Source organism: Brenneria salicis ATCC 15712 = DSM 30166 (genome assembly GCF_003315515.1).
Lineage (GTDB): Bacteria > Pseudomonadota > Gammaproteobacteria > Enterobacterales > Enterobacteriaceae > Brenneria > Brenneria salicis.
Genome location: NZ_QNRY01000039.1, coordinates 14,249 through 33,358 on the forward strand (window position 1 = coordinate 14,249; position 19,110 = coordinate 33,358).

General features: G+C 50.9%; 20 protein-coding genes and 1 tRNA gene. 17 read left to right on the plus strand and 4 right to left on the minus strand.

The window, feature by feature from the left end:
• The first annotated feature begins 66 nt into the window (after positions 1-66).
• From mepS to yejF, 5 genes are all read left to right on the plus strand, one after another.
• Positions 67-654: a bifunctional murein DD-endopeptidase/murein LD-carboxypeptidase gene (mepS, locus tag DES54_RS14385; RefSeq protein WP_113868542.1), complete on the plus strand. Its 588-nt coding sequence runs from the start codon at positions 67-69 to the stop codon at positions 652-654.
• 269 nt (positions 655-923) lie between these two features.
• Positions 924-2,732: an extracellular solute-binding protein gene (locus DES54_RS14390; protein WP_113868575.1), complete on the plus strand. Its 1,809-nt coding sequence runs from the start codon at positions 924-926 to the stop codon at positions 2,730-2,732.
• A 9-nt stretch (positions 2,733-2,741) separates the two neighbouring features.
• Positions 2,742-3,839 (plus strand): microcin C ABC transporter permease YejB, encoded by a 1,098-nt coding sequence (locus tag DES54_RS14395; protein ID WP_113868543.1) that lies wholly within the window; start codon positions 2,742-2,744, stop codon positions 3,837-3,839.
• Positions 3,836-4,861 (plus strand): ABC transporter permease, encoded by a 1,026-nt coding sequence (locus DES54_RS14400; RefSeq protein ID WP_113868545.1) that lies wholly within the window; start codon positions 3,836-3,838, stop codon positions 4,859-4,861. Before DES54_RS14395 ends, DES54_RS14400 begins: the two co-directional genes overlap by 4 nt.
• Before the next feature lies 1 nt (position 4,862).
• Positions 4,863-6,458: a microcin C ABC transporter ATP-binding protein YejF gene (yejF, locus tag DES54_RS14405; protein WP_113868547.1), complete on the plus strand. Its 1,596-nt coding sequence runs from the start codon at positions 4,863-4,865 to the stop codon at positions 6,456-6,458.
• A gap of 82 nt (positions 6,459-6,540) precedes the next feature.
• Here the strand turns inward: yejF and DES54_RS14410 are convergent, their stop codons facing one another.
• The 3 genes from DES54_RS14410 to rsuA all read right to left on the minus strand — a co-directional run bounded on the left by DES54_RS14410 (position 6,541) and on the right by rsuA (position 9,205).
• On the minus strand, positions 6,541-6,885 hold the full coding sequence (locus DES54_RS14410; RefSeq protein ID WP_113868549.1) for a YejG family protein: 345 nt from the start codon (positions 6,883-6,885) through the stop codon (positions 6,541-6,543).
• A gap of 408 nt (positions 6,886-7,293) precedes the next feature.
• A complete protein-coding gene (locus DES54_RS14415; RefSeq protein WP_113868551.1) occupies positions 7,294-8,478 on the minus strand; it encodes a Bcr/CflA family multidrug efflux MFS transporter in 1,185 nt (394 codons plus the stop codon).
• 28 nt (positions 8,479-8,506) lie between these two features.
• A complete protein-coding gene (gene rsuA / locus DES54_RS14420) occupies positions 8,507-9,205 on the minus strand; it encodes a 16S rRNA pseudouridine(516) synthase RsuA (RefSeq protein WP_113868553.1) in 699 nt (232 codons plus the stop codon).
• Between the two features lie 179 nt (positions 9,206-9,384).
• Here rsuA and radD point away from each other — a divergent pair, with 179 nt between their 5' ends.
• Both radD and rplY read left to right on the plus strand, forming a co-directional pair.
• Positions 9,385-11,145: a DNA repair helicase RadD gene (gene radD, locus DES54_RS14425; RefSeq protein ID WP_113868555.1), complete on the plus strand. Its 1,761-nt coding sequence runs from the start codon at positions 9,385-9,387 to the stop codon at positions 11,143-11,145.
• 135 nt (positions 11,146-11,280) lie between these two features.
• Complete coding sequence (gene rplY, locus DES54_RS14430) at positions 11,281-11,565, plus strand: 50S ribosomal protein L25 (protein ID WP_113868557.1); 285 nt, start codon at positions 11,281-11,283, stop codon at positions 11,563-11,565.
• 79 nt (positions 11,566-11,644) lie between these two features.
• Here rplY and yejK read toward each other — a convergent pair whose 3' ends face one another.
• The gene (yejK, locus tag DES54_RS14435; RefSeq protein WP_113868559.1) at positions 11,645-12,655 is read right to left on the minus strand and encodes a nucleoid-associated protein YejK; all 1,011 of its coding nucleotides are present in this window, start codon (positions 12,653-12,655) and stop codon (positions 11,645-11,647) included.
• A 185-nt stretch (positions 12,656-12,840) separates the two neighbouring features.
• Between yejK and DES54_RS14440 the strand changes: the two genes are divergently transcribed.
• From DES54_RS14440 to DES54_RS14475, 10 genes are all read left to right on the plus strand, one after another.
• Complete coding sequence (locus DES54_RS14440) at positions 12,841-13,071, plus strand: YejL family protein (protein WP_113868561.1); 231 nt, start codon at positions 12,841-12,843, stop codon at positions 13,069-13,071.
• Positions 13,072-13,127: 56 nt separating this feature from the next.
• On the plus strand, positions 13,128-14,825 hold the full coding sequence (gene yejM, locus DES54_RS14445) for an LPS biosynthesis-modulating metalloenzyme YejM (protein ID WP_439329958.1): 1,698 nt from the start codon (positions 13,128-13,130) through the stop codon (positions 14,823-14,825).
• A gap of 78 nt (positions 14,826-14,903) precedes the next feature.
• A tRNA-Pro gene (locus tag DES54_RS14450) sits at positions 14,904-14,980 on the plus strand.
• 177 nt (positions 14,981-15,157) lie between these two features.
• Entirely contained in the window at positions 15,158-16,408 is a 1,251-nt protein-coding gene (locus tag DES54_RS14455; protein ID WP_113868565.1) for an integrase domain-containing protein, read from the plus strand.
• 147 nt (positions 16,409-16,555) lie between these two features.
• Positions 16,556-16,729 carry a hypothetical protein gene (locus tag DES54_RS18595; protein ID WP_169050444.1) on the plus strand — a complete coding sequence of 58 codons (174 nt, stop codon included), beginning with the start codon at positions 16,556-16,558 and terminating at the stop codon, positions 16,727-16,729.
• Complete coding sequence (locus tag DES54_RS14460) at positions 16,719-17,441, plus strand: hypothetical protein (protein WP_147247307.1); 723 nt, start codon at positions 16,719-16,721, stop codon at positions 17,439-17,441. Before DES54_RS18595 ends, DES54_RS14460 begins: the two co-directional genes overlap by 11 nt.
• A gap of 105 nt (positions 17,442-17,546) precedes the next feature.
• A complete protein-coding gene (locus DES54_RS14465) occupies positions 17,547-17,762 on the plus strand; it encodes a helix-turn-helix transcriptional regulator (protein WP_113868569.1) in 216 nt (71 codons plus the stop codon).
• Between the two features lie 474 nt (positions 17,763-18,236).
• Entirely contained in the window at positions 18,237-18,434 is a 198-nt protein-coding gene (locus DES54_RS14470; RefSeq protein ID WP_113868571.1) for a host cell division inhibitor Icd-like protein, read from the plus strand.
• The gene (locus DES54_RS18600) at positions 18,427-18,594 is read left to right on the plus strand and encodes a hypothetical protein (protein ID WP_169050443.1); all 168 of its coding nucleotides are present in this window, start codon (positions 18,427-18,429) and stop codon (positions 18,592-18,594) included. Before DES54_RS14470 ends, DES54_RS18600 begins: the two co-directional genes overlap by 8 nt.
• On the plus strand, positions 18,591-19,058 hold the full coding sequence (locus tag DES54_RS14475; RefSeq protein ID WP_240635023.1) for a primase-helicase zinc-binding domain-containing protein: 468 nt from the start codon (positions 18,591-18,593) through the stop codon (positions 19,056-19,058). The genes DES54_RS18600 and DES54_RS14475 overlap by 4 nt, the downstream gene beginning before the upstream one ends.
• Positions 19,059-19,110: the final 52 nt, after the last annotated feature.

A 19,110-nucleotide genomic window follows, 5' to 3' on the forward strand; every position in this document is an offset into this window, starting at 1 on the left:
CGTTTTGTTTGGCATTTATTGCATAACGATAAGTATCGTTAAGGACTTCAAGGGAACATAACAATAATGGTCAAGTCTCAACCGATCCTGAGATATATCTGGCGGGCGCTGCCTGCTGTTGCGATAGCGATGACGCATTCCGCATGTAGTAGTAATAGTAATAATGCTCTCAATCAGAACGATCAAACCGAGATGCGTGTAGTTAATGACAAAGAAAGTCTTTCACTACAAGCCTCTCAGGATGAATTTGAGGCGATGGTGCGTAATGTGGATATCAAATCCAAATTACTTGACCAGTATGCCAGCTGGAAAGGCGTTCGTTACCGCTTAGGTGGCGACAGCCGACGTGGTATTGATTGTTCTGCCTTCGTTCAGCGCACTTTCCGCGAACAGTTTGATATGGATTTACCGCGTTCAACGTATGAACAACAGGAAGTTGGTCAAAAGATCCAACGAACCAAACTGCGTCCCGGTGATCTGGTTTTGTTCCGCGCGGGTTCAACCGGTCGCCATATCGGTATTTACATCGGTAATAATCAATTTGTTCATGCCTCGACCAGCAGCGGCGTCATGATTTCCAATATGGGTGATACTTATTGGAACAAGCGTTACCACGAAGCGCGTCGTGTGCTAAGTAAGGGAACCAACAGCTAACCGACTTACTTTCCTGAATATGCTTTAAAATGAATACCAAACGAGATGATAAGAGCGCTGCTTAGTGGTAAGCGGCGTTTTTTTATGGCGGTTTCGCCCTCCCACAATTATGGTAGGTTTCCCGGCCTGTTTCGTGGTAAAAAGAAAAAATAAGGTTTGTTAAGAGTAATGCTAATTATTTCAAGAACTTTATGCCGAAAGAAATCATGATGGCACGCGACGCCTGCATGCAGGCAACTGACGTCAGAACGCAGGAGATTACCGTTAAGATGTTGAAACGCGTCATTACTGCTGTATTGCTTTATGCCGTGCATCTGGGAGGTTATGCCGACACCGTCGAGCAGAGCAGTGCCTTTGCATTGTTGGGCGAACCTAAATACCGTGCGGTCTTCCACCATTTTGACTACGTCAACCCTGATGCGCCGAAAGGCGGCAGTATCACGCTCAGTGCGCTCGGCACATTCGATAATTTCAACCGTTACGCGCTGCGCGGGGTCGCTGCCGCCCGAACAGAGCGCCTTTACGATTCGCTGTTTACCACCTCCGACGATGAACCTGGCAGCTATTATCCGTTGGTGGCGCTGACGTCCCGCCATTCCCCTGATTTTAGTTGGGTTGAAATCGACATGAATCCGCGAGCGCATTTTCATGATGGCTCACCGATGACCGCAGCCGATGTCGCGTTCACCTACAACATGTTTATGACGCAAGGCGTACCGCAGTTTCGTCTCTATTTTAAAGGCGCTATCGCCATCGCCGTCGCTCCGCTTACCGTGCGTTTTGAGTTCCCGCAACCGGATAAAAACCGCATGTTCAGCCTGCTTACGCTGCCCATCATGCCGGAGAAATTTTGGAAGAATCACAATCTGGCCGAACCGTTAGCCTATCCTCCCCCCGCCAGCGGCCCTTACCGAGTCACCGCCTATCGCACCGGACAATATGTGACCTACTCGCGCGTGCAGGATTACTGGGGGGCTGACCTGCCGGTCAATAAAGGCCAGTACAATTTCGATAAGATACGCTACGACTACTACCTGGATGACAGCGTCGCGTTGGAAGCCTTCCGCGCCGGGGCATTCGATCTGCGCATAGAAAGCTCGCCCAAACATTGGGCGACACAATATAAAGGCGGTAATTTCACCCGCGGCTATATCATCAAGCGGGATCAGGAAAATCAGTCTGCTCAGAATACCCGCTGGCTGGCATTCAATATTCAGCGTCCGCTATTCAGCGATCGCCGGGTGCGCCAGGCGCTGACGTTGGCGTTTGATTTTAACTGGATGAATAAGGCGCTGTTTTACAACGCCTACCAGCACGCCGATAGTTACTTTCAAAATACCGAATATGCCGCTCAGGGTAAACCAAGCCCGGAGGAGTTGGTCTGGCTGACGCCGCTAAAAGATAAGGTGCCGCCGGAAGTGTTCGGTCCGCGCTATCAGCCGCCTTCATCCGATGGCAACGGTTATGATCGTGAACACTGGCTAACCGCGTTGAAATTGCTGGAAGAGGCAGGTTGGGTGCTGAAAGATCAGAAGCTGGTTAACCGCCAGACCGGAAAGCCGTTTACCTTTGAACTACTGCTGCCGAGCGCCGCGAATTCCCTGTATGTGTTGCCTTTTCAGCACAACCTGAAAAAGCTGGGCATAACGATGAACATCAGGAATATCGACAGCGCCCAGTTTAACAGCCGATTACGCAACCGTGATTTTGATATGACGGCGACGCTGTACCAGGCGCTTCTCTACCCCACCGACGATCTGCAAATGCGTTGGCACTCGCAATATATTGATTCCACCTACAATACGTCCGGCGTGCGCGATCCCGCTATCGATTCGCTAATTGACGAGATTACCCGGCATCAGGGGCAAAAGGCGCCGTTATTGTCGTTGGGCCGCGCGCTGGACCGGGTACTGACCTGGAATCAGTTTATGATCCCGATGTGGTATTCCAATCATGACCGTTTCGCCTATTGGAACAAGTTTGCCATGCCAGCGATCCCCCCGGCCTATTCCCTTGGGTTCGATAGCTGGTGGTACGATGTTAAACAGGCGGCTACGCTGCCGGCAGAGCGACGTTAAGGAGTCGATGTGGGAACTTACCTGTTACGCCGCCTGTTGCTGGTGATCCCAACATTATGGGCGATTATCACCATCAACTTCTTTATTGTACAAGTCGCGCCAGGCGGCCCGGTTGATCAGGCCATCGCCGCCATAGAGATGGGCCAGGGCAGCGGCTTCACCGCCAGCGGCGGCGGCATGGATGCCGGACTTGCTCGCTCTGGCGGCGGCGCGCCAAACATTGAGAACACCTACCGCGGTTCGCGCGGCCTTGACCCGGAAGTCATTGAGGAAATTACCCAGCGTTACGGCTTTGATAAACCGATCCATGAACGTTATTTCAAGCTGTTGTGGGATTATGTGCGGTTTGATTTCGGCGACAGTTTATTTCGAGGATCATCGGTCATGCAACTTATCAAGGAAAGCATGCCGGTTTCGATGACGCTGGGGTTATGGAGCACCTTGATTGCTTATCTGGTTTCCATTCCGCTGGGCATCAAAAAAGCCGTCAAAAACGGCACGCCGTTTGATACCTGGAGCAGTACGCTGATTATTATCGGCTATGCGATCCCGGCGTTTTTGTTCGCCATCCTGCTGATTGTGCTATTCGCCGGCGGCAGTTATCTGGACTGGTTCCCGCTACGCGGCCTGGTATCCAGCAATTTTGATACGTTGCCCTGGTACGGCAAAATCACCGATTATCTTTGGCATATTACCCTGCCGGTATTGGCATCGGTGATTGGCGGCTTCGCCACGCTGACCATGCTGACCAAAAACTCATTTATGGACGAAATCCGTAAGCAATATGTGGTGACCGCCCGCGCCAAGGGCCTGGATGAAAAGAGCATTCTTTACCGTCATGTTTTCCGTAATGCGATGTTGCTGGTGATCGCCGGGTTCCCGGCCACCTTTATCAGTATGTTTTTTACCGGTTCGCTGTTGATTGAAGTGATGTTTTCGCTGAACGGTCTTGGCTTATTGGGTTATGACGCCACGCTGCAACGCGATTACCCGGTGATGTTCGGTACGCTGTATATTTTTACGCTGATCGGCCTGTTATTGAACATTATCAGCGATATAACTTATACGCTGGTAGATCCGCGTATTGATTTTGAGGGACGCCAATGAGCCGATTAAGCCCCATTAATCAGGCGCGCTGGGCGCGTTTTAAAAGTAACCGCCGCGGATACTGGTCGCTGTGGATTTTTCTGACGCTCTTCGTCATAACCTTATTCTCAGAACTGATCGCCAATGATAAACCGTTGCTGGTGAAATACGACGGGCGATTCTATACGCCGGTTATGGTCGATTACAGCGAAACCACCTTTGGCGGCCAGTTCGCCACCATCGCCGACTTCCGCGATCCTTACCTCACACAACGAATTGAAGATCACGGTTGGGCGATATGGCCGCCTATCCGCTACAGCTACGACACCATCAACTATGCCACACCCGTATCGTTCCCTTCGCCACCATCATGGCAAAACCTGCTGGGTACGGACAGCCAGGGAAAAGATGTGGTGGCGCAAGTGTTATACGGCTTCCGTATCTCACTGTTGTTCGGGCTGGCGCTTACCTCCCTTTCCAGTCTGATTGGGATTACTGTCGGCGCGACACAGGGATATTACGGCGGACAACTGGATTTGTGGGGACAGCGCTTTATTGAAGTCTGGTCCGGCATGCCGACCCTGTTTCTAATCATCCTGCTTTCCAGCGTGATTCAACCGGATTTCTGGTGGTTGCTGGGGATAACCGTCCTGTTCGGCTGGATGAGTCTGGTGGGCGTGGTGCGCGCGGAATTTCTGCGCACCCGCAACTTTGACTATATCCGCGCGGCCCAGGCAATGGGCGTCAGCGACCGGGTCATTATGTACCGCTGCATGCTGCCGAATGCCATGGTCGCCACACTGACCTATCTGCCTTTTATTCTGTGCGGATCAATCACCACGCTGACTTCACTGGATTTTCTCGGATTCGGCCTGCCGATGGGTTCGCCTTCGTTAGGTACACTGCTGCTGGAGGGTAAAAACAACCTTCAGGCCCCCTGGCTGGGCATTACCGTATTTATGGTGCTATCCATTGTGCTGTCTTTACTCATTTTTATCGGCGAAGCGGTGCGCGACGCCTTTGATCCCAGCAAGGCGCATTAATATGTCCGGTTCACCTTTATTACAGATTGATAATCTCCGTATTGCGTTTCGCAGCGGGCAGCAAACGCAGCGCGTCGTCGACCAACTCTCGCTGGCGGTCAACGCGGGTGAGACACTGGCGTTGGTGGGCGAGTCAGGTTCGGGAAAAAGCGTGACCGCGCTCTCCATTCTCAGGCTGCTGCCTTCCCCGCCGGTCATCTATCAGCAAGGCGACATCCGCTTTGCCGGACAATCGCTGCTGCACGCGGATGAAAAAACGCTGCGTCAGATCCGGGGAAATCGCATCGCCATGATTTTTCAGGAACCGATGATATCCCTCAATCCGTTACAGAGCATTGAAAAACAGCTAACCGAAGTGCTGTCCCTGCACCGTGGCATGCGCAATGAGGCGGCCCGTAGTGAAGTCGTCGCTTGTCTGGATCGCGTGGGCATTCGGCAGGCCAAAAGTCGTTTAAGCGACTTTCCCCACCAGCTTTCCGGCGGCGAACGCCAGCGTGTGATGATCGCCATGGCCTTGCTAACACAGCCTGACCTGCTGATTGCCGATGAACCGACGACCGCGCTGGATGTCACCGTACAGGCGCAGATTCTGAAATTGCTCAACGAACTCAAGCAGGAACTGGGAATGAGTCTGCTGTTCATCACCCATAATCTGAATATTGTTCGGCAATTGGCGGATAACGTTGCGGTAATGAAATCGGGCCAATGTGTGGAGCGCAATACCTGCCGGGAGTTGTTCAATGCGCCGCAACATGCCTATACCCGACAGTTGCTGGACGCCGAGCCCGCTGGTGAACCACAAGCCCTTGAGGATGGTCTTGAACCTATTTTGCGCGTCGAGCGGTTACGCGTCGCCTTCCCGATCAAGAAAGGGTTGTTACGCCGCACGGTGGCAGAAAAACAGGTGGTCAATGATATCAACTTCACCCTGCGACGCGGTGAAAGTATCGGACTGGTCGGCGAATCGGGTTCCGGGAAAAGCACCACCGGATTGGCGTTGCTGCGCTTGCTCCGCGCCAAAGGCGCGATCTGGTTCGATGGTCAACCACTGCATGAATTTTCCCGTAAGCAGATGTTGCCTTTCCGCCGCCGCATTCAGGTTGTTTTCCAGGACCCCAATTCGGCGTTGAATCCGCGCCTGAACGCCGAGCAGATTATTGCCGAAGGGTTGACCGTTCATCAGAAACTGAGCAAGGAAGAGCGGGAACAACGCGTTATTGCGGCCATGAAGGAAGTCGGATTGGATCCTGATACACGTCATCGCTACCCCGCCGAGTTTTCTGGCGGTCAGCGTCAGCGTATCGCTATTGCCCGCGCACTGATCCTGCAACCCGAACTCCTGATCCTGGATGAACCCACCTCATCACTCGATAGAACCGTACAAGCGCAGATTCTGGCGTTGTTGCAGTCATTGCAACAAAAGCACCAACTCGCTTATCTGTTTATCAGCCACGATCTTCAGGTGGTGCGGGCGCTCTGCCATCAGGTCATTGTGCTAAGGCAAGGTGAAGTAGTAGAGCAAGGCGAATGCAGACAGGTGTTCAACCACCCGGAAAAAGACTATACGCGGGAACTGTTACAGCTTTCGGCCCGATAACGGGTAATATCAGCGCAAGCGGCGCCGCATTTGAAGAGCAGGAGAAACAACCGGCAGCAACATCATATAACGGACGTTGCCGTTAAAACGGATATTGCGCGCTGACGGATTCCGCAATCGCCACGCCGACATTTTTCAAACGGCACATTGCCGTGCTTTCATCATTGCGGTGTAAAAACAGGCATGGCTCGCCATCCCATTCCAGCACAGCGGATTCAACCTGAATTTCATCCAGCGATTGATGCAGCTGGCGCATGATTTTCCATGCCACCTCTGCGTCATGGCTCAATAATTTAAAACCAATCAGGTTATTGTCTTCTTCTCTGCCGCTTAACGGGATCGGTTCAACTTTGACGCCGGCAAAACCCGATAACCATCGATAACTTTGCGGCAAACGATGAACAACCGAAAGTTGGAAACTATCCACGACTGTTTTTCCTCAGGTTTGGTTTTACTTCAAATTCACAAATCAATAACATTTTCATCATGGTAACGTGACCATAAGGCCCTTCGCCACTTTTTTTATATACAAAAAAACAACATAAGTGATTTTAATCGACAGTGATAAGTATTGATTTGGTGATTGCAAGCGTTATTAATGACAGAACGATCACGAATTAATGCGTATTTCTGATTATATGTAACCTTTTCTCGTTAACATCTCAACTCTTTTTGGTGAAATTATTCACCAGTGATTCATATATTTTACATATTTAAAACAAATAGCCATTAACAATTAATCATCTGGTGCGGAGAGTGAAGGGGTGACTGAGAAGTTTAAGAGGCAGGCTGTCGCTACGGCAGCAGGCTAATGCCTGCTGTCTGTTCACCCGAATCAATTGCTACGGCTGGCGTAACGATAGAGCAGAAAGGCGATGAAGGAGCACAAGGCCATGGATAACACCATAGGCCATGCGCTGTCAAAGGACGCCACAGACAGCAGCATGGCGGTAATGGCGCCCAGACCGAAACGTATCGTCCCCGCCAGCGAAGCGGCCGTTCCCGCCATATGGGGAAAACCATCCAGAATAACCGCCATGGCATTGGAACTAATCATCGCGATACAGCCGACAAAGATGGAAACGCCAAGGACTAACGGCCAGAAACCCAAATCAAACAGACAGACCACCACCAGAAAAATGCCCATCGTAAATTGGATCAGCAAGCCGATGCGGAACATCGTCAGCGCGCCAAGGCGACGAACGTTGCGACTGTTGAATAACGTCATGATAAACAAAAATAAAATATTCAACGCGAAATAATAGCCAAAGTCCTGCGGTGATACGCCATACAGTTCGATATAAACAAACGGCCCGGCCGTAAGAAAGGAGAACATACCGCAGAATGACAGAGCACTGGCGATCATATAGCTGAACACGCGCTTATGACGAAAAAGCGCCACGAAATTGCTAATGGTGGTTCGTAGATGGAATTTCTGCCGCTTCTCCAGCGGCAACGTTTCTTTAATAAACAAGAAAACCAATATCACGGTCAAAAAAGCCGCCGCGGATATGGCCCAGAAAATAGAATGCCAGTTAAACCACAATAGCAACCAGCCACCCGCGATAGGCGCGATCAACGGCGCGACCGTCATCACCAGCACCACAAACGACATCATGCGGGAAAATTCATCCTTGGAAAACATATCGCGCATCAGGGCATTGATCACCACAGCCGACGCTGCCGCCGACAGACCATGCAGGAAACGCATCTGAATCAGTTGCTCCACGGACTGAGACAGCGCACAGGCAACCCCCGTTATAGCAAAAACCAGCGTTCCGTCGAGAATAACCGGTTTACGCCCCAGGCTATCGGCCATCGGCCCGTAAAACATCTGACCGATGGCGAATCCCAGCACATAGGTGCTGAGCGTCATCTGGACATGTCCGGCCGGCACGCCGAACTCTGCCGCTATCGTCGGCAACGCGGGCAAGTACATGTCGATGGCGAGCGGCGTGAGCATGGAAATCAAGCCGAGGATAAGAATCAACCCAAGATAAGAAGGTCGGTTTTGTTGCACTGAAAGTCGCTCCCGGTCAGGAAAATAATTACCGCCCGATACTCTCCACTTCCTGACGGCTCAGGGCCCGGAATTCTCCGGGTTCTAATGCGCTGTCAAGACTGATGCCGCCAATACGCTCGCGGTGTAACTGCACGACGCGATTACCCACCGCGGCAAACATTCTTTTGACCTGATGATAACGTCCTTCGCTGATGATCAAACGCACCTGATACTCGGTGATCTTCTCAAGCTGGGCCGGTTTGGTCAGGGTTTTCTCGCCGTGCAACTGCACGCCCGTGGTAAACTGGCTGGCAGTATCCGGGCTTAATGGATACTCAAGCGTCACTAAATAGGTTTTCTCACAATGATGTCTGGGCGAGGTAATTCGGTGCGACCACTGCCCGTCATCCGTCAGCAGCACCAGACCGGTGGTATCGATATCCAGACGCCCCGCGGCATGCAGTTTGTGTGCGACAGGCACATCCATGAAATACAAAATGGTGGGATGATCGGGATCGTCCGTCGAACACACATAACCTTGCGGCTTATTCAGCATAAAGTAACGCGGGCCGTGCTGCTGTTCCAACGGATTGCCATCAAACGCCACCTCATGTTCCGGCAACACTTTGAATGCGCCGCTTTTGACGATTTCGCCATCCACCGTGACACGCTGGGCGCGTAATTCGCGCGCGACCAGTGAACGGCTGATAGCCAGTTGCTGAGATAAAAACTTGTCCAATCGCATTAAAAATCAACTGCCTGTTTTGAGTCATGACGCTGATGCAGGTAACGTCCACGCCACCCGCGCCATGAAAATGAAGAATGGCGGCAGCATCGGCTGCCAGAATAGAACAGTATAACGAGGCTTTGCCCGACATCCTAGAATTCAACGGGCGCTATTGTTCGGTTTAAGGAAACCAGGTGATGCCGTTTACTCTGCGGCCATACCAGCGTGAGGCCGTCGCCGCTACGCTGGCGTATTTTCGTCGTCATAGCCAACCGGCCCTGATTGTGCTGCCCACCGGCGCCGGGAAAAGTCTCGTCATTGCTGAACTGGCGAGACTCGCACGTGGCCGCGTACTGGTATTGGCGCACGTAAAAGAACTGGTTGCGCAAAACTATGCCAAATACCGCGCCTGGGGATTGGAAGCGGATATTTTCGCCGCCGGCCTGCAACAGCGGCAAAGCCAGGGGAAAGTGGTATTCGGCAGCGTGCAGTCGGTGGCCCGTAATCTGCATCAGTTTGAGCAATCCTTCTCACTGCTGATTATCGATGAATGCCATCGCATCAGTGACGATGACGACAGCCAATATCAACAGATCATCCAACACCTGCAACAAACCAATCCCCAACTGCGGCTGTTGGGGCTGACCGCCACGCCCTACCGACTGGGGAAAGGCTGGATTTATCAATATCATTATCACGGCATGATCCGTGGCGATGAGCACTGCCTGTTCCGTGATTGTATCTATGAGCTACCGCTGCGCTACATGATCGAGCATGGATTTCTCGTTCCACCGCAACGATTGGATATGCCGGTGGTGCAATACGATTTCAGCAAACTGGTTGCACGCAACAATGGTTTATTCAGCGAAAACGATCTGAATCATGAACTGAAACGTCAGCAACGCGTTACGCCACATATTATCCGTCAGATTATCGACTATGCGCAGACGCGTTCAGGCGTGATGATTTTCGCCGCCACGGTCGAGCATGCCCGCGAGATCCATTCGCTCTTGCCAGACGCTCAGACCGCGTTGGTCAGCGCCGTCACCCCCGCCGCAGAACGCGATGCGCTGATCGCGGCATTTAAGCGGCAACAGTTACGTTATCTGGTGAATGTCGCGGTGCTGACCACCGGTTTCGACGCCCCGCATGTTGATCTGATCGCCATCCTGCGTCCAACGGAGTCGGTAAGCTTATACCAGCAGATTGTCGGACGCGGTTTACGCCTCTTTCCCGGTAAAACCGACTGCCTGATACTGGATTATGCCGGCAACCCACATGACCTTTACACGCCCGAAGTGGGCAACAGCAAACCCCATGCCGATAGCCAGCCGGTCCAGATCTTTTGCCCTCAATGTGGTTTTGCCAATCTATTCTGGGGAAAAATCGCGGCGGACGGCAGCGTGATCGAACACTATGGCCGCCGCTGTCAGGGATGGGAGACAGGAGAAAATGCGCAACGCATACAGTGCGATTACCGCTTCCGCTTTAAGGTGTGTCCGCATTGCGGCGCGGAGAACGATATCGCCGCCCGTCGTTGTCATCAGTGTGAAGAGGTGCTGGTCGACCCGGACGATATGCTGAAAGCTGCGCTGAAACTGAAAGATGCGCTGGTGCTGCGCTGTAGCGGAATGCAACTTGTCCCCGGACAGGATGCCAAGGGCGAATGGCTGAAAATTATCTATCATGATGAAGACGGCGCCGAGGTTAGCGAGCGGTTTCGTTTGCATACGCCAGCGCAACGTCACGTTTTTGAGAGTAACTTTTTGCGCATTCATCAGCGCGCGCCCGGTATTCCTATGCGCTGGCGGTCGGTGAACGACATTGTGACGCAACAGAGCCAGTTACGCCCCCCCGATTTTGTCGTTGCCCGCAAGCAGGGAAAATTCTGGCAACTGAGAGAAAAAATGTTCGACTATCAGGGTCGTTTTCGCCGCGCCAATGAACTGCGAGGGTAACAAATTCGCGGTTTTGTTTGCCCGGCAAGCCATATTCCGCTAGAATTCAGCCCGCTTTTGTACCGCAAAAGCAGAACAATCCAACTTGCTGCTGGGTCGCCTGTAGCAGGGTTACTTTCTTAAGTAGAGAAAAACATGATTACTATCAAAGCAGAAGCACGTAAAGAGCAGGGTAAGGGTGCGAGCCGCCGCCTGCGTACCGCTGGCAAATTCCCAGCCATCGTTTATGGTGGTTCAGAAGCGCCGGTTGCTATCGAATTGGATCATGACTCCGTTAAAAACCAGGAACTGAAACCCGGTTTCTACGGTGAAACCGTTATCCTGTCTATCGATGGCAAAGAAGTTCAGGTCAAAGTTCAGGCTGTACAGCGTCACGTATTCAAGCCAAAACTGACTCACATCGACTTCGTTCGCGTATAATCGCGCAGAAGTCAATCCGGGACGCCGGGAAGAACGCCGCTTTTGCGGCGTTTTTTTATCTTCTGCAAACCGGTTTCGCTTACTGATCACCGCCCGTCAGACGACGTTGTAACTGATCGCGCAGATTCGGCGGCGTGCCTTTTATGGTCAGCGTATCGGTGGTCGGGTCCCAGAAAATTCGCTCCCCCAGCAACAACGCATCAAAATTCAGGCTAATCCCCCCGCCGCTGCCGGCAAACTTGGTCAATTGACGCAAGGTACTGCGTTCAGCGGGAAAACGCTGCTCCAGTTCATAGCCTTGCTCCGTCGAAAACTGCTGGAAGGTTTTGTCGCCCAATGGCGGCAACGCCTGGGACAACGCAGACAATTCGATTTCTTCGCCCGACTGCAACTGCTCGTTGCAATAGCTGTAGACCTGTTGACGATAATTCTGACGTTCATTTTTATCCAACTGGGCATCATCACAATGCTCATCCACCGCTTTCAACAAACCGCGGTTTTGCGCCTTGGTATCCAGTCCTTCGGATGCCGCCAGAAAATCCATAAAGAAGTCAGCAACTTTCCGCCCTACCCGCCCTTTCAGGAAGGTCAGATATCGTGTCGATTCCGGGTTGGTTTCCCATTCGGTTAAATCGATGCGCGCCACAATATCCGCGTGGTTGATGTCCAGATAGTGGGTGCTGCTGATATCCAACTGTTTGTTGACCCGCATACTGTTGCAGCTATTAAGCACCGCGACCAGCAGATACTCCACCGCCAGATAACGGTACAGACAGAACAGCACGATCCCGCCTTCGGCAAACGGATATTTGGCCAGTTCATCACGCAACCGCCCGGTAGCCGCCCGCGTGAAATTCAGAAAGTCCTCGTCCCCTTTACGGCAGGCCCTGAGCGCGTCCGCCAATTCGCTGTGTTCATCAAACAGGCCGTAAGCTTTACTTTTGGCGCTATAAACGCGATGCAGTTCAGCCATCATTTCCTCTACCGTCGCATTGGTCGACAACAGGGAATCACGCAACACCATTTCCAGCGTTTGTTCGTCACGTTTAATTAGCTGATGCAGAGCGATCTGGTCGATATCCAGACTCATGATAAACTCTCCTTTTAACAAGGTGCGTATTCAAACACCGAAAGCGGCATGGCTGCAACTGAAAAGCCAAGCCTTACTCTGTTGCCAGCGCCCCAGCGACTAAAATGATAATTGATAAAAGTGCGGAAATGGATGAGTCGATACGGTAAGATATGCGACTTTAACAGCTTGAGATACGCCATTTTATGCCACAATCATCCCGCTATAGTGACGAACACGTTGAACAACTGCTTTCCGAGATGGTCAATGTTCTGGAAAAGCACCATGCTCCAACTGATCTTGCTTTGATGGTGCTGGGTAATATGGTGACCAACCTGATCAATACCAGCGTCGCACCGGCTCAACGTCAGGTTCTGGCTCGTTCTTTCGCCGAAGCATTACAAGCTTCGATTAAAAAAGCAGATAAAACTCACTGATTTTTGACCAACTTATGGTAACCAACCGTCAGCGCTACCGCGAAAAAGTCTCCCAGATGATCAGTTGGGGACACTGGTTCGCCTTATTCAATATTTTGCTCAGTCTGGGGCTGGGTAGTCGCTATCTGTTTGTTATCGAGTGGCCTTCCTCGCTGTTCGGCCGCATCTATGCTTTGGTAAGCTGGCTGGGGCATTTCAGCTTTATCGGTTTCGCCGCTTACCTGCTGGTTATTTTTCCCCTGACTTTTATTGTCATGTCGCAGCGTCTGCTGCGATTTGTTTCTGCTGCGCTGGCCACCGCCGGACTGACACTGCTTTTGGTCGATATTGAGGTTTTCACCCGTTTCCATCTGCACCTTAATTCCACGGTTTGGGAACTGGTGGTTAATCCAGATCAAAGCGAACTGGCGCGTGACTGGCAATTGATGTTTATCGGCATTCCGCTGATTTTCATGGTGGAAATGCTGTTTGGCACCTGGTGCTGGCAAAAGCTGCGTAGCCTGAACCGTCGCCGCTTTGGAAAACCGCTGGCGGCCGTGTTTATGTCGGCGTTCCTCGCCTCACACCTGATGTACATCTGGGCTGATGCCAATTTCTATCGTCCGATTACTATGCAGCGCGCCAACCTGCCGCTCTCTTATCCGATGACCGCCCGCCGTTTTCTGGAAAAACATGGCTTGCTGGATGCGAAGGAATACCAACGCCGCCTATCCCAACAAGGCAATCCTGAAGCGATGACCGTGGAATACCCGCTCAATGAAATTACGTTTCGTGACAGCGGCAGTGGTTATAACTTGCTTATGGTTGTTATTGATAACGCGCGGATTAACGGTATACCTAGCGACATGCCCAATCTGTCGAGCTTCGCCGAACAAAATATTCGCTTCAGCAATCATTATGATTCAGGAATACAATCCAATGCCGGGTTGTTTAACCTCTTTTATGGTATCTCCACCACCTATCTGGACGGAGTGTTAAATGCTCGTAAGCCTTCAGCGCTGATGACCGCGCTGAGCCGGCAGGGTTACCAGTTTGGTCTGTTCTCCGCCAATGGTTTCAACAATGTGCTTTATCGCCAGGCACTGCTGTCCGATTTCTCCCTGCCTGCGCCGCAACAACAGAGCGATGACGCCATTACCACACAATGGCAAGACTGGTTAAGCCGTAATAACAACGCGGCGCCCTGGTTCTCTTATATTGAACTGAATAGCAGCACGTTATCCGCGGCGCAATCGCGGCGCGGCCAGGCAAATAATCAGGATATTGACCAGCAGATTGGCAAAATTATCGGTGCATTGCAGACACACAATCAACTGGAAAAAACGGTTATTGTGGTTACCACTACCCAAAACGACCATCCTGACGATGACAAGAAAAATATCTTCCGTCGCGCACAATGGCAAATACCACTGATTGTTCACTGGCCGAACACGCCTGCTCAAACGATTACCAAAATGACAGACCATAAAGACGTCATGGCTACGTTGATGCAACGTCTATTACACGTTAAAAACGCCACCGATGATTACTCTCAGGGCGAAGACCTGTTTGCCGCCCAACGACGCAACAACTGGCTGGCAAATGGCAACGGCGGCGCACTCATGATCACCACGCCGGAAAAAATCATCGTGCTGGAAAATAATGGTGATTATCGTGCTTATAATCAGGATGGCGAAAAACTGGACGATGAAAAGCCACAACTTAACCTGCTCCTTCAGGTACTGACGAGCGAAAGACGCTTTATTGCGAACTAACTGCCTAAATCTAAAGCAGTCGTTCGGTATAGCGCTTGCAATCAGGGAAAGAAAAGGTAGTATAAGCGCCCATAGCATCGGCACGTAGCGCAGCCTGGTAGCGCACTGTCATGGGGTGTCAGGGGTCGGAGGTTCAAATCCTCTCGTGCCGACCAAATATATATTCGGTAAGTATCGTTTACTACCGGAAACCCCACGAAAACCCGCATTCTCACTGAGTTTGCGGGTTTTTTGTTGCCTGTTATCTATCGGCATACCGCGTTTACAGCCGGAAAGTTTAGTTATACGCTTAGTTATACCGCCCCATATAACTACAAAAGCATATAACTACGATGGCTCGTATAACTACACCACTGACCAATACCGAGATCAAAGCCGCCAAACCTGCCGAGAAGGAATACACGCTACAGGACGGGGATAGGTTGTATCTGCTGGTGAAACCGAGCGGTTCTAAAATCTGGCGTTTTAACTATTACCGCCCCGATACAAAGAAACGTGCATTAATCAGCTTTGGTTCATTCCCTGCGGTTTCTTTGGCAGAAGCCCGACAACGACGTGAAGTGGCAAAGGCGTTGATAAGTAAAGGCATCGACCCACAATTCCATCAGCAACAGCAGCGCGAACAAGAGCAAGCCATCAACCTAAACACGTTCGCCAAAGTCTCCGCTGACTGGTACGAAGTGAAAAAGTCTCAACCGCTGGCCGAGAACACCATTAAAGATATCTGGCGCTCGCTGGAAAAATACGTGTTCCCGTTCATCGGAACCCTACCGATCACCCAGCTTACCGCTCGCCACTTCATCACCGCATTAGAACCCATACAAGCCAGCGGTAAACTGGAAACCGTCAAACGAGTAAGTCAGCGAATCAACGAGGTGATGGATTATGCGGTTGACTCCGGACTGATTCCTGCTAACCCCGCAGCCAAGATCCGCAAAGCCTTTCAGGCGCCGGTGAAAACCCATATGCCGACCATTCGGCCAGAGGCATTACCTGACTTGATGAAAACGCTATCGGTCGCCAGCATTGAGTTACAGACCCGCTTATTGATTGAATGGCAGCTACTGACCGTTACCCGCCCTGCCGAAGCCGCTGAAACCCGCTGGAGCGAGATATACCTGACAGATAACACTTGGACGATCCCCGCTGGCCGCATGAAGATGCGCCGTGACCACATTATTCCCCTGCCCCCGCAGGCGTTAGCCATTCTGGACGCCATGAAGCCCATCAGCGGACACCGTGAATACCTGTTTCCATCTAGTAAAGATCCCAAGCAGCCGATGAACAGCCAAACCGCTAACGCCGCATTGCGCCGTATGGGTTACAAAGGCGTACTGGTATCCCACGGTCTACGCGCCATATTCAGTACCGCCGCCAATGAAGAAGGGTTCCCGCCAGATGTGATCGAAGCCGCTCTCGCCCACGTAGACACCAACGAAGTGCGCCGTGCCTATAACCGCTCCACTTATCTGGAACAGCGCAAGGTGCTGATGTGCTGGTGGGGTGACTTTGTAGAAACAGCCGCAACAGGAAAAGTGATGGCGTCGGAAGGAGCCAGAGGATTACGCATCGCCAATAGTTGATACTGTATTTATATACAGTTAATTATTGATTCCTGTTAGTTGCCCTCCTAAAATGTGGTTATCCGGTGAAAACAGGCAGAACCGAGAACCCCATACCTGAATGCTTTTCTCCGTCAACTGGCACAAGATTCACTGATAGGGAGCATCATGAAAAAGCTGTTTAAGCTCAAAGAGTGGTTAACATTAGAAGAAACCGCCCGCAGACTGACCACCAGCTTTCAGGAAGAAGTATCCATTGCAGACTGTCTTCAACTTGCACTTGATGGTCACATCATCATTTCAGCGCTATATAGAAAAAAATCGCTATGGTATGTGGGCTGAAAAAAAGAGCCCTCTTAGCAAAGATCTTTTAGCAGGGTTTAACAAATTCTTATTAGAGAAAGGAATGCTTAAGGAAAATCCTCATGTGTTGGATGATGCACTTGAGGCAATATCAAATAGGATGTCTATACGCATGTCTCGATATGGGGAAGTGTTTCGCCTTGAAACAGGCATCTATGACCTACCGATGATAGGGGCTGAAGTATTGGATGTTTTGCACCTTTGTTCTATTCACCAAGGAAGAGAGCCAGCAACCTTTATTAATCTGGGTGGACCATTTTTAATTGATGACGAACGATATATCAGCATAGTCGAACCTTTCATTGAGAAAGCTGTTGGATACAAAATGGATGACGCAGGAAAGCTAAGATTATTTGATGAAAAAAGAAAAGAATTCGTAACACCAGATAATTATCACTCATCGTTTTATCCCGCAGATGGATTACGTGATGTCGAATTTGTATTTCGTCGAGTAAATATTGAACAATTTGAAAAGCAGCAGTTGGATGAATATACCGACCTCGATCTGAATGAAAGCCTTTTCGTTATTGGCGCGATGATTGATGCGCTAAAAAACACATCGACTAAATCAAAAAGATGGACACAAGATAGCCTGAAGCAGGAAATAGTCGAGAATACGGAAAACATCAAAAATCGTACACTGGATAATTACTTTTCAGAAGCCAATAAATCTTATAAATCAAATTGTTAAATTCGCAGCGAAAATCGATTTTTCGTTGCGATGCCATTTCCCTCACTCTGTTATTGAATAGCCTCATCGACCGGATACGACCGGTCATTGATGAGGTATATCGCTATGAGCCTGTTAGATAGAAAAATCCTGTTAAAGAAAGAAGTGAAAGCCATTCTGCGCGTCAATTCTGACAGCAGTTTTCAGGAAATGATCAATGCCGGCGAATTCCCGAAAGGATTTCGGGTTGATCTGCGTCGGGTAGGCTGGTTTGAGGATGAAGTTAATGCCTGGCTGAATCAGCGCGTTGCCGAACGTGATCAGCAAACCGAAAACGCATAAGTCAAAACCTTCTTTTTTATTGTCGCGATAGCGGCATATCGGAATCAAAAAATATGATGATCCAAAAATCTGGCGCTGGCTGGAACGGGCATGGCTATGCCCAAAATCAGGGAATAGCCCTTTTTATACACAATAGCGAGTCTATTTCTATCACTCTGGAAAATGCGCAGCACTTAGCAAAACCAATACAAAACGTATTGACGCTGGCGGGGCATCTGGCTTATCGTTTCACCGTTGTCGCAAAATCGGCAACCAGGTTTGACAGCCTGAATGTACAAGCGGACGACCGCTTTAGTTTCATGCGGTTTTTTATGTCCGTAAACCATGTTATGCCCAAATTATGGTGGGGCGTAATGGGGGAGCCTCTGGGCTCGCCGGTTTCTTGTACGCCGGTCTGTCAACCCTGTTACGTCCCACCACCCCGATTGACAGCGGTGTGGTGGGGTTTTCAACCCCGTACAAGAGGCCGCCGCTATGGTTGCTACCCCTACCCCGTTTCACCCTAATTTCACCTTTCTCTTTCTGGCGGTCTACCGCACAGCGCCGCACGACAAACCGCAACGTAAAGCCATTATTGCCCCGGATGAGCTATCCGCTCGTCAGAATTTTGAGCCTGATTTCATTCTGTTCTTTGCTGACCGCCTTCCCGTTCAGGAGGTGCGCCATGTTTGATAACACGCCGCTGGAACTGGAAGAACTGATCGATCAGTGCCGTGCGTTGGCTTATGCCATCGTGGAGTTAAGGGAGCCGCAGGCGAAAGAGATCCTGATGTTCATTCTCGCCGAACGGCTTGATGCGCTCCACCGTGCGCAGGAGGACGAGTCCGCATGAGCAAAACGTTTATTCAAAACGTGCGGGCAAAAGCCAACGGCCATTGGGAAAAGATTTTGCAGCAGTTAGGCATCCCGACCAATCGGCAGGAAAGTGAATGCCCCAACTGTGGCGGGAATACCCGCTACCGTTTTGACGATAAAGAAGGCCGTGGCACCTATTTTTGTTCTCACTGCGGCGCAGGAACCGGGCTGGATTTGGTAATGAAAGTGAATAAGTGTGGCGCGAGGCAAGCAGCGGAACAAGTTGCTGAGATACTGGCGCTTCCGTTGCCGGTCGTTACGCCCGCCAGTGAGAAGCCTGATAATCGCACGATTACCGAACGAGTGAATTCGCTGGTGGCAAAAGCGGTATCCGGTCAATCTGATTATCTGCTGAATAAGGGGCTACAACGCCCCTCACTACTACTGGATGATGGTTCCCCCCCCTGTCAGGATAGATGGCACTCCCTACTGAAAATCTAATTGGGGGTAGTGGAGCCTGACATGAAACGTTATTCACCTGAACGTAAAGCTG

Excerpts from the sequence above, each read along its gene's own strand:
- DES54_RS14390 (WP_113868575.1), top strand. The coding sequence starts at position 924 with ATGTTGAAACGCGTCATTACTGCTGTATTGCTTTATGCCGTGCATCTG.
- DES54_RS18600 (WP_169050443.1), top strand. The coding sequence starts at position 18,427 with ATGTTTGATAACACGCCGCTGGAACTGGAAGAACTGATCGATCAGTGC.
- radD (WP_113868555.1), top strand. The coding sequence starts at position 9,385 with ATGCCGTTTACTCTGCGGCCATACCAGCGTGAGGCCGTCGCCGCTACG.
- DES54_RS14475 (WP_240635023.1), top strand. The coding sequence starts at position 18,591 with ATGAGCAAAACGTTTATTCAAAACGTGCGGGCAAAAGCCAACGGCCAT.
- rplY (WP_113868557.1), top strand. The coding sequence starts at position 11,281 with ATGATTACTATCAAAGCAGAAGCACGTAAAGAGCAGGGTAAGGGTGCG.
- yejK (WP_113868559.1), bottom strand. The coding sequence starts at position 12,655 with ATGAGTCTGGATATCGACCAGATCGCTCTGCATCAGCTAATTAAACGT.
- DES54_RS14440 (WP_113868561.1), top strand. The coding sequence starts at position 12,841 with ATGCCACAATCATCCCGCTATAGTGACGAACACGTTGAACAACTGCTT.
- yejM (WP_439329958.1), top strand. The coding sequence starts at position 13,128 with ATGATCAGTTGGGGACACTGGTTCGCCTTATTCAATATTTTGCTCAGT.
- DES54_RS14455 (WP_113868565.1), top strand. The coding sequence starts at position 15,158 with ATGGCTCGTATAACTACACCACTGACCAATACCGAGATCAAAGCCGCC.
- yejF (WP_113868547.1), top strand. The coding sequence starts at position 4,863 with ATGTCCGGTTCACCTTTATTACAGATTGATAATCTCCGTATTGCGTTT.
- mepS (WP_113868542.1), top strand. The coding sequence starts at position 67 with ATGGTCAAGTCTCAACCGATCCTGAGATATATCTGGCGGGCGCTGCCT.
- DES54_RS14460 (WP_147247307.1), top strand. The coding sequence starts at position 16,719 with ATGTGGGCTGAAAAAAAGAGCCCTCTTAGCAAAGATCTTTTAGCAGGG.
- rsuA (WP_113868553.1), bottom strand. The coding sequence starts at position 9,205 with ATGCGATTGGACAAGTTTTTATCTCAGCAACTGGCTATCAGCCGTTCA.
- DES54_RS14465 (WP_113868569.1), top strand. The coding sequence starts at position 17,547 with ATGAGCCTGTTAGATAGAAAAATCCTGTTAAAGAAAGAAGTGAAAGCC.
- DES54_RS14400 (WP_113868545.1), top strand. The coding sequence starts at position 3,836 with ATGAGCCGATTAAGCCCCATTAATCAGGCGCGCTGGGCGCGTTTTAAA.
- DES54_RS14470 (WP_113868571.1), top strand. The coding sequence starts at position 18,237 with ATGGTTGCTACCCCTACCCCGTTTCACCCTAATTTCACCTTTCTCTTT.
- DES54_RS18595 (WP_169050444.1), top strand. The coding sequence starts at position 16,556 with ATGAAAAAGCTGTTTAAGCTCAAAGAGTGGTTAACATTAGAAGAAACC.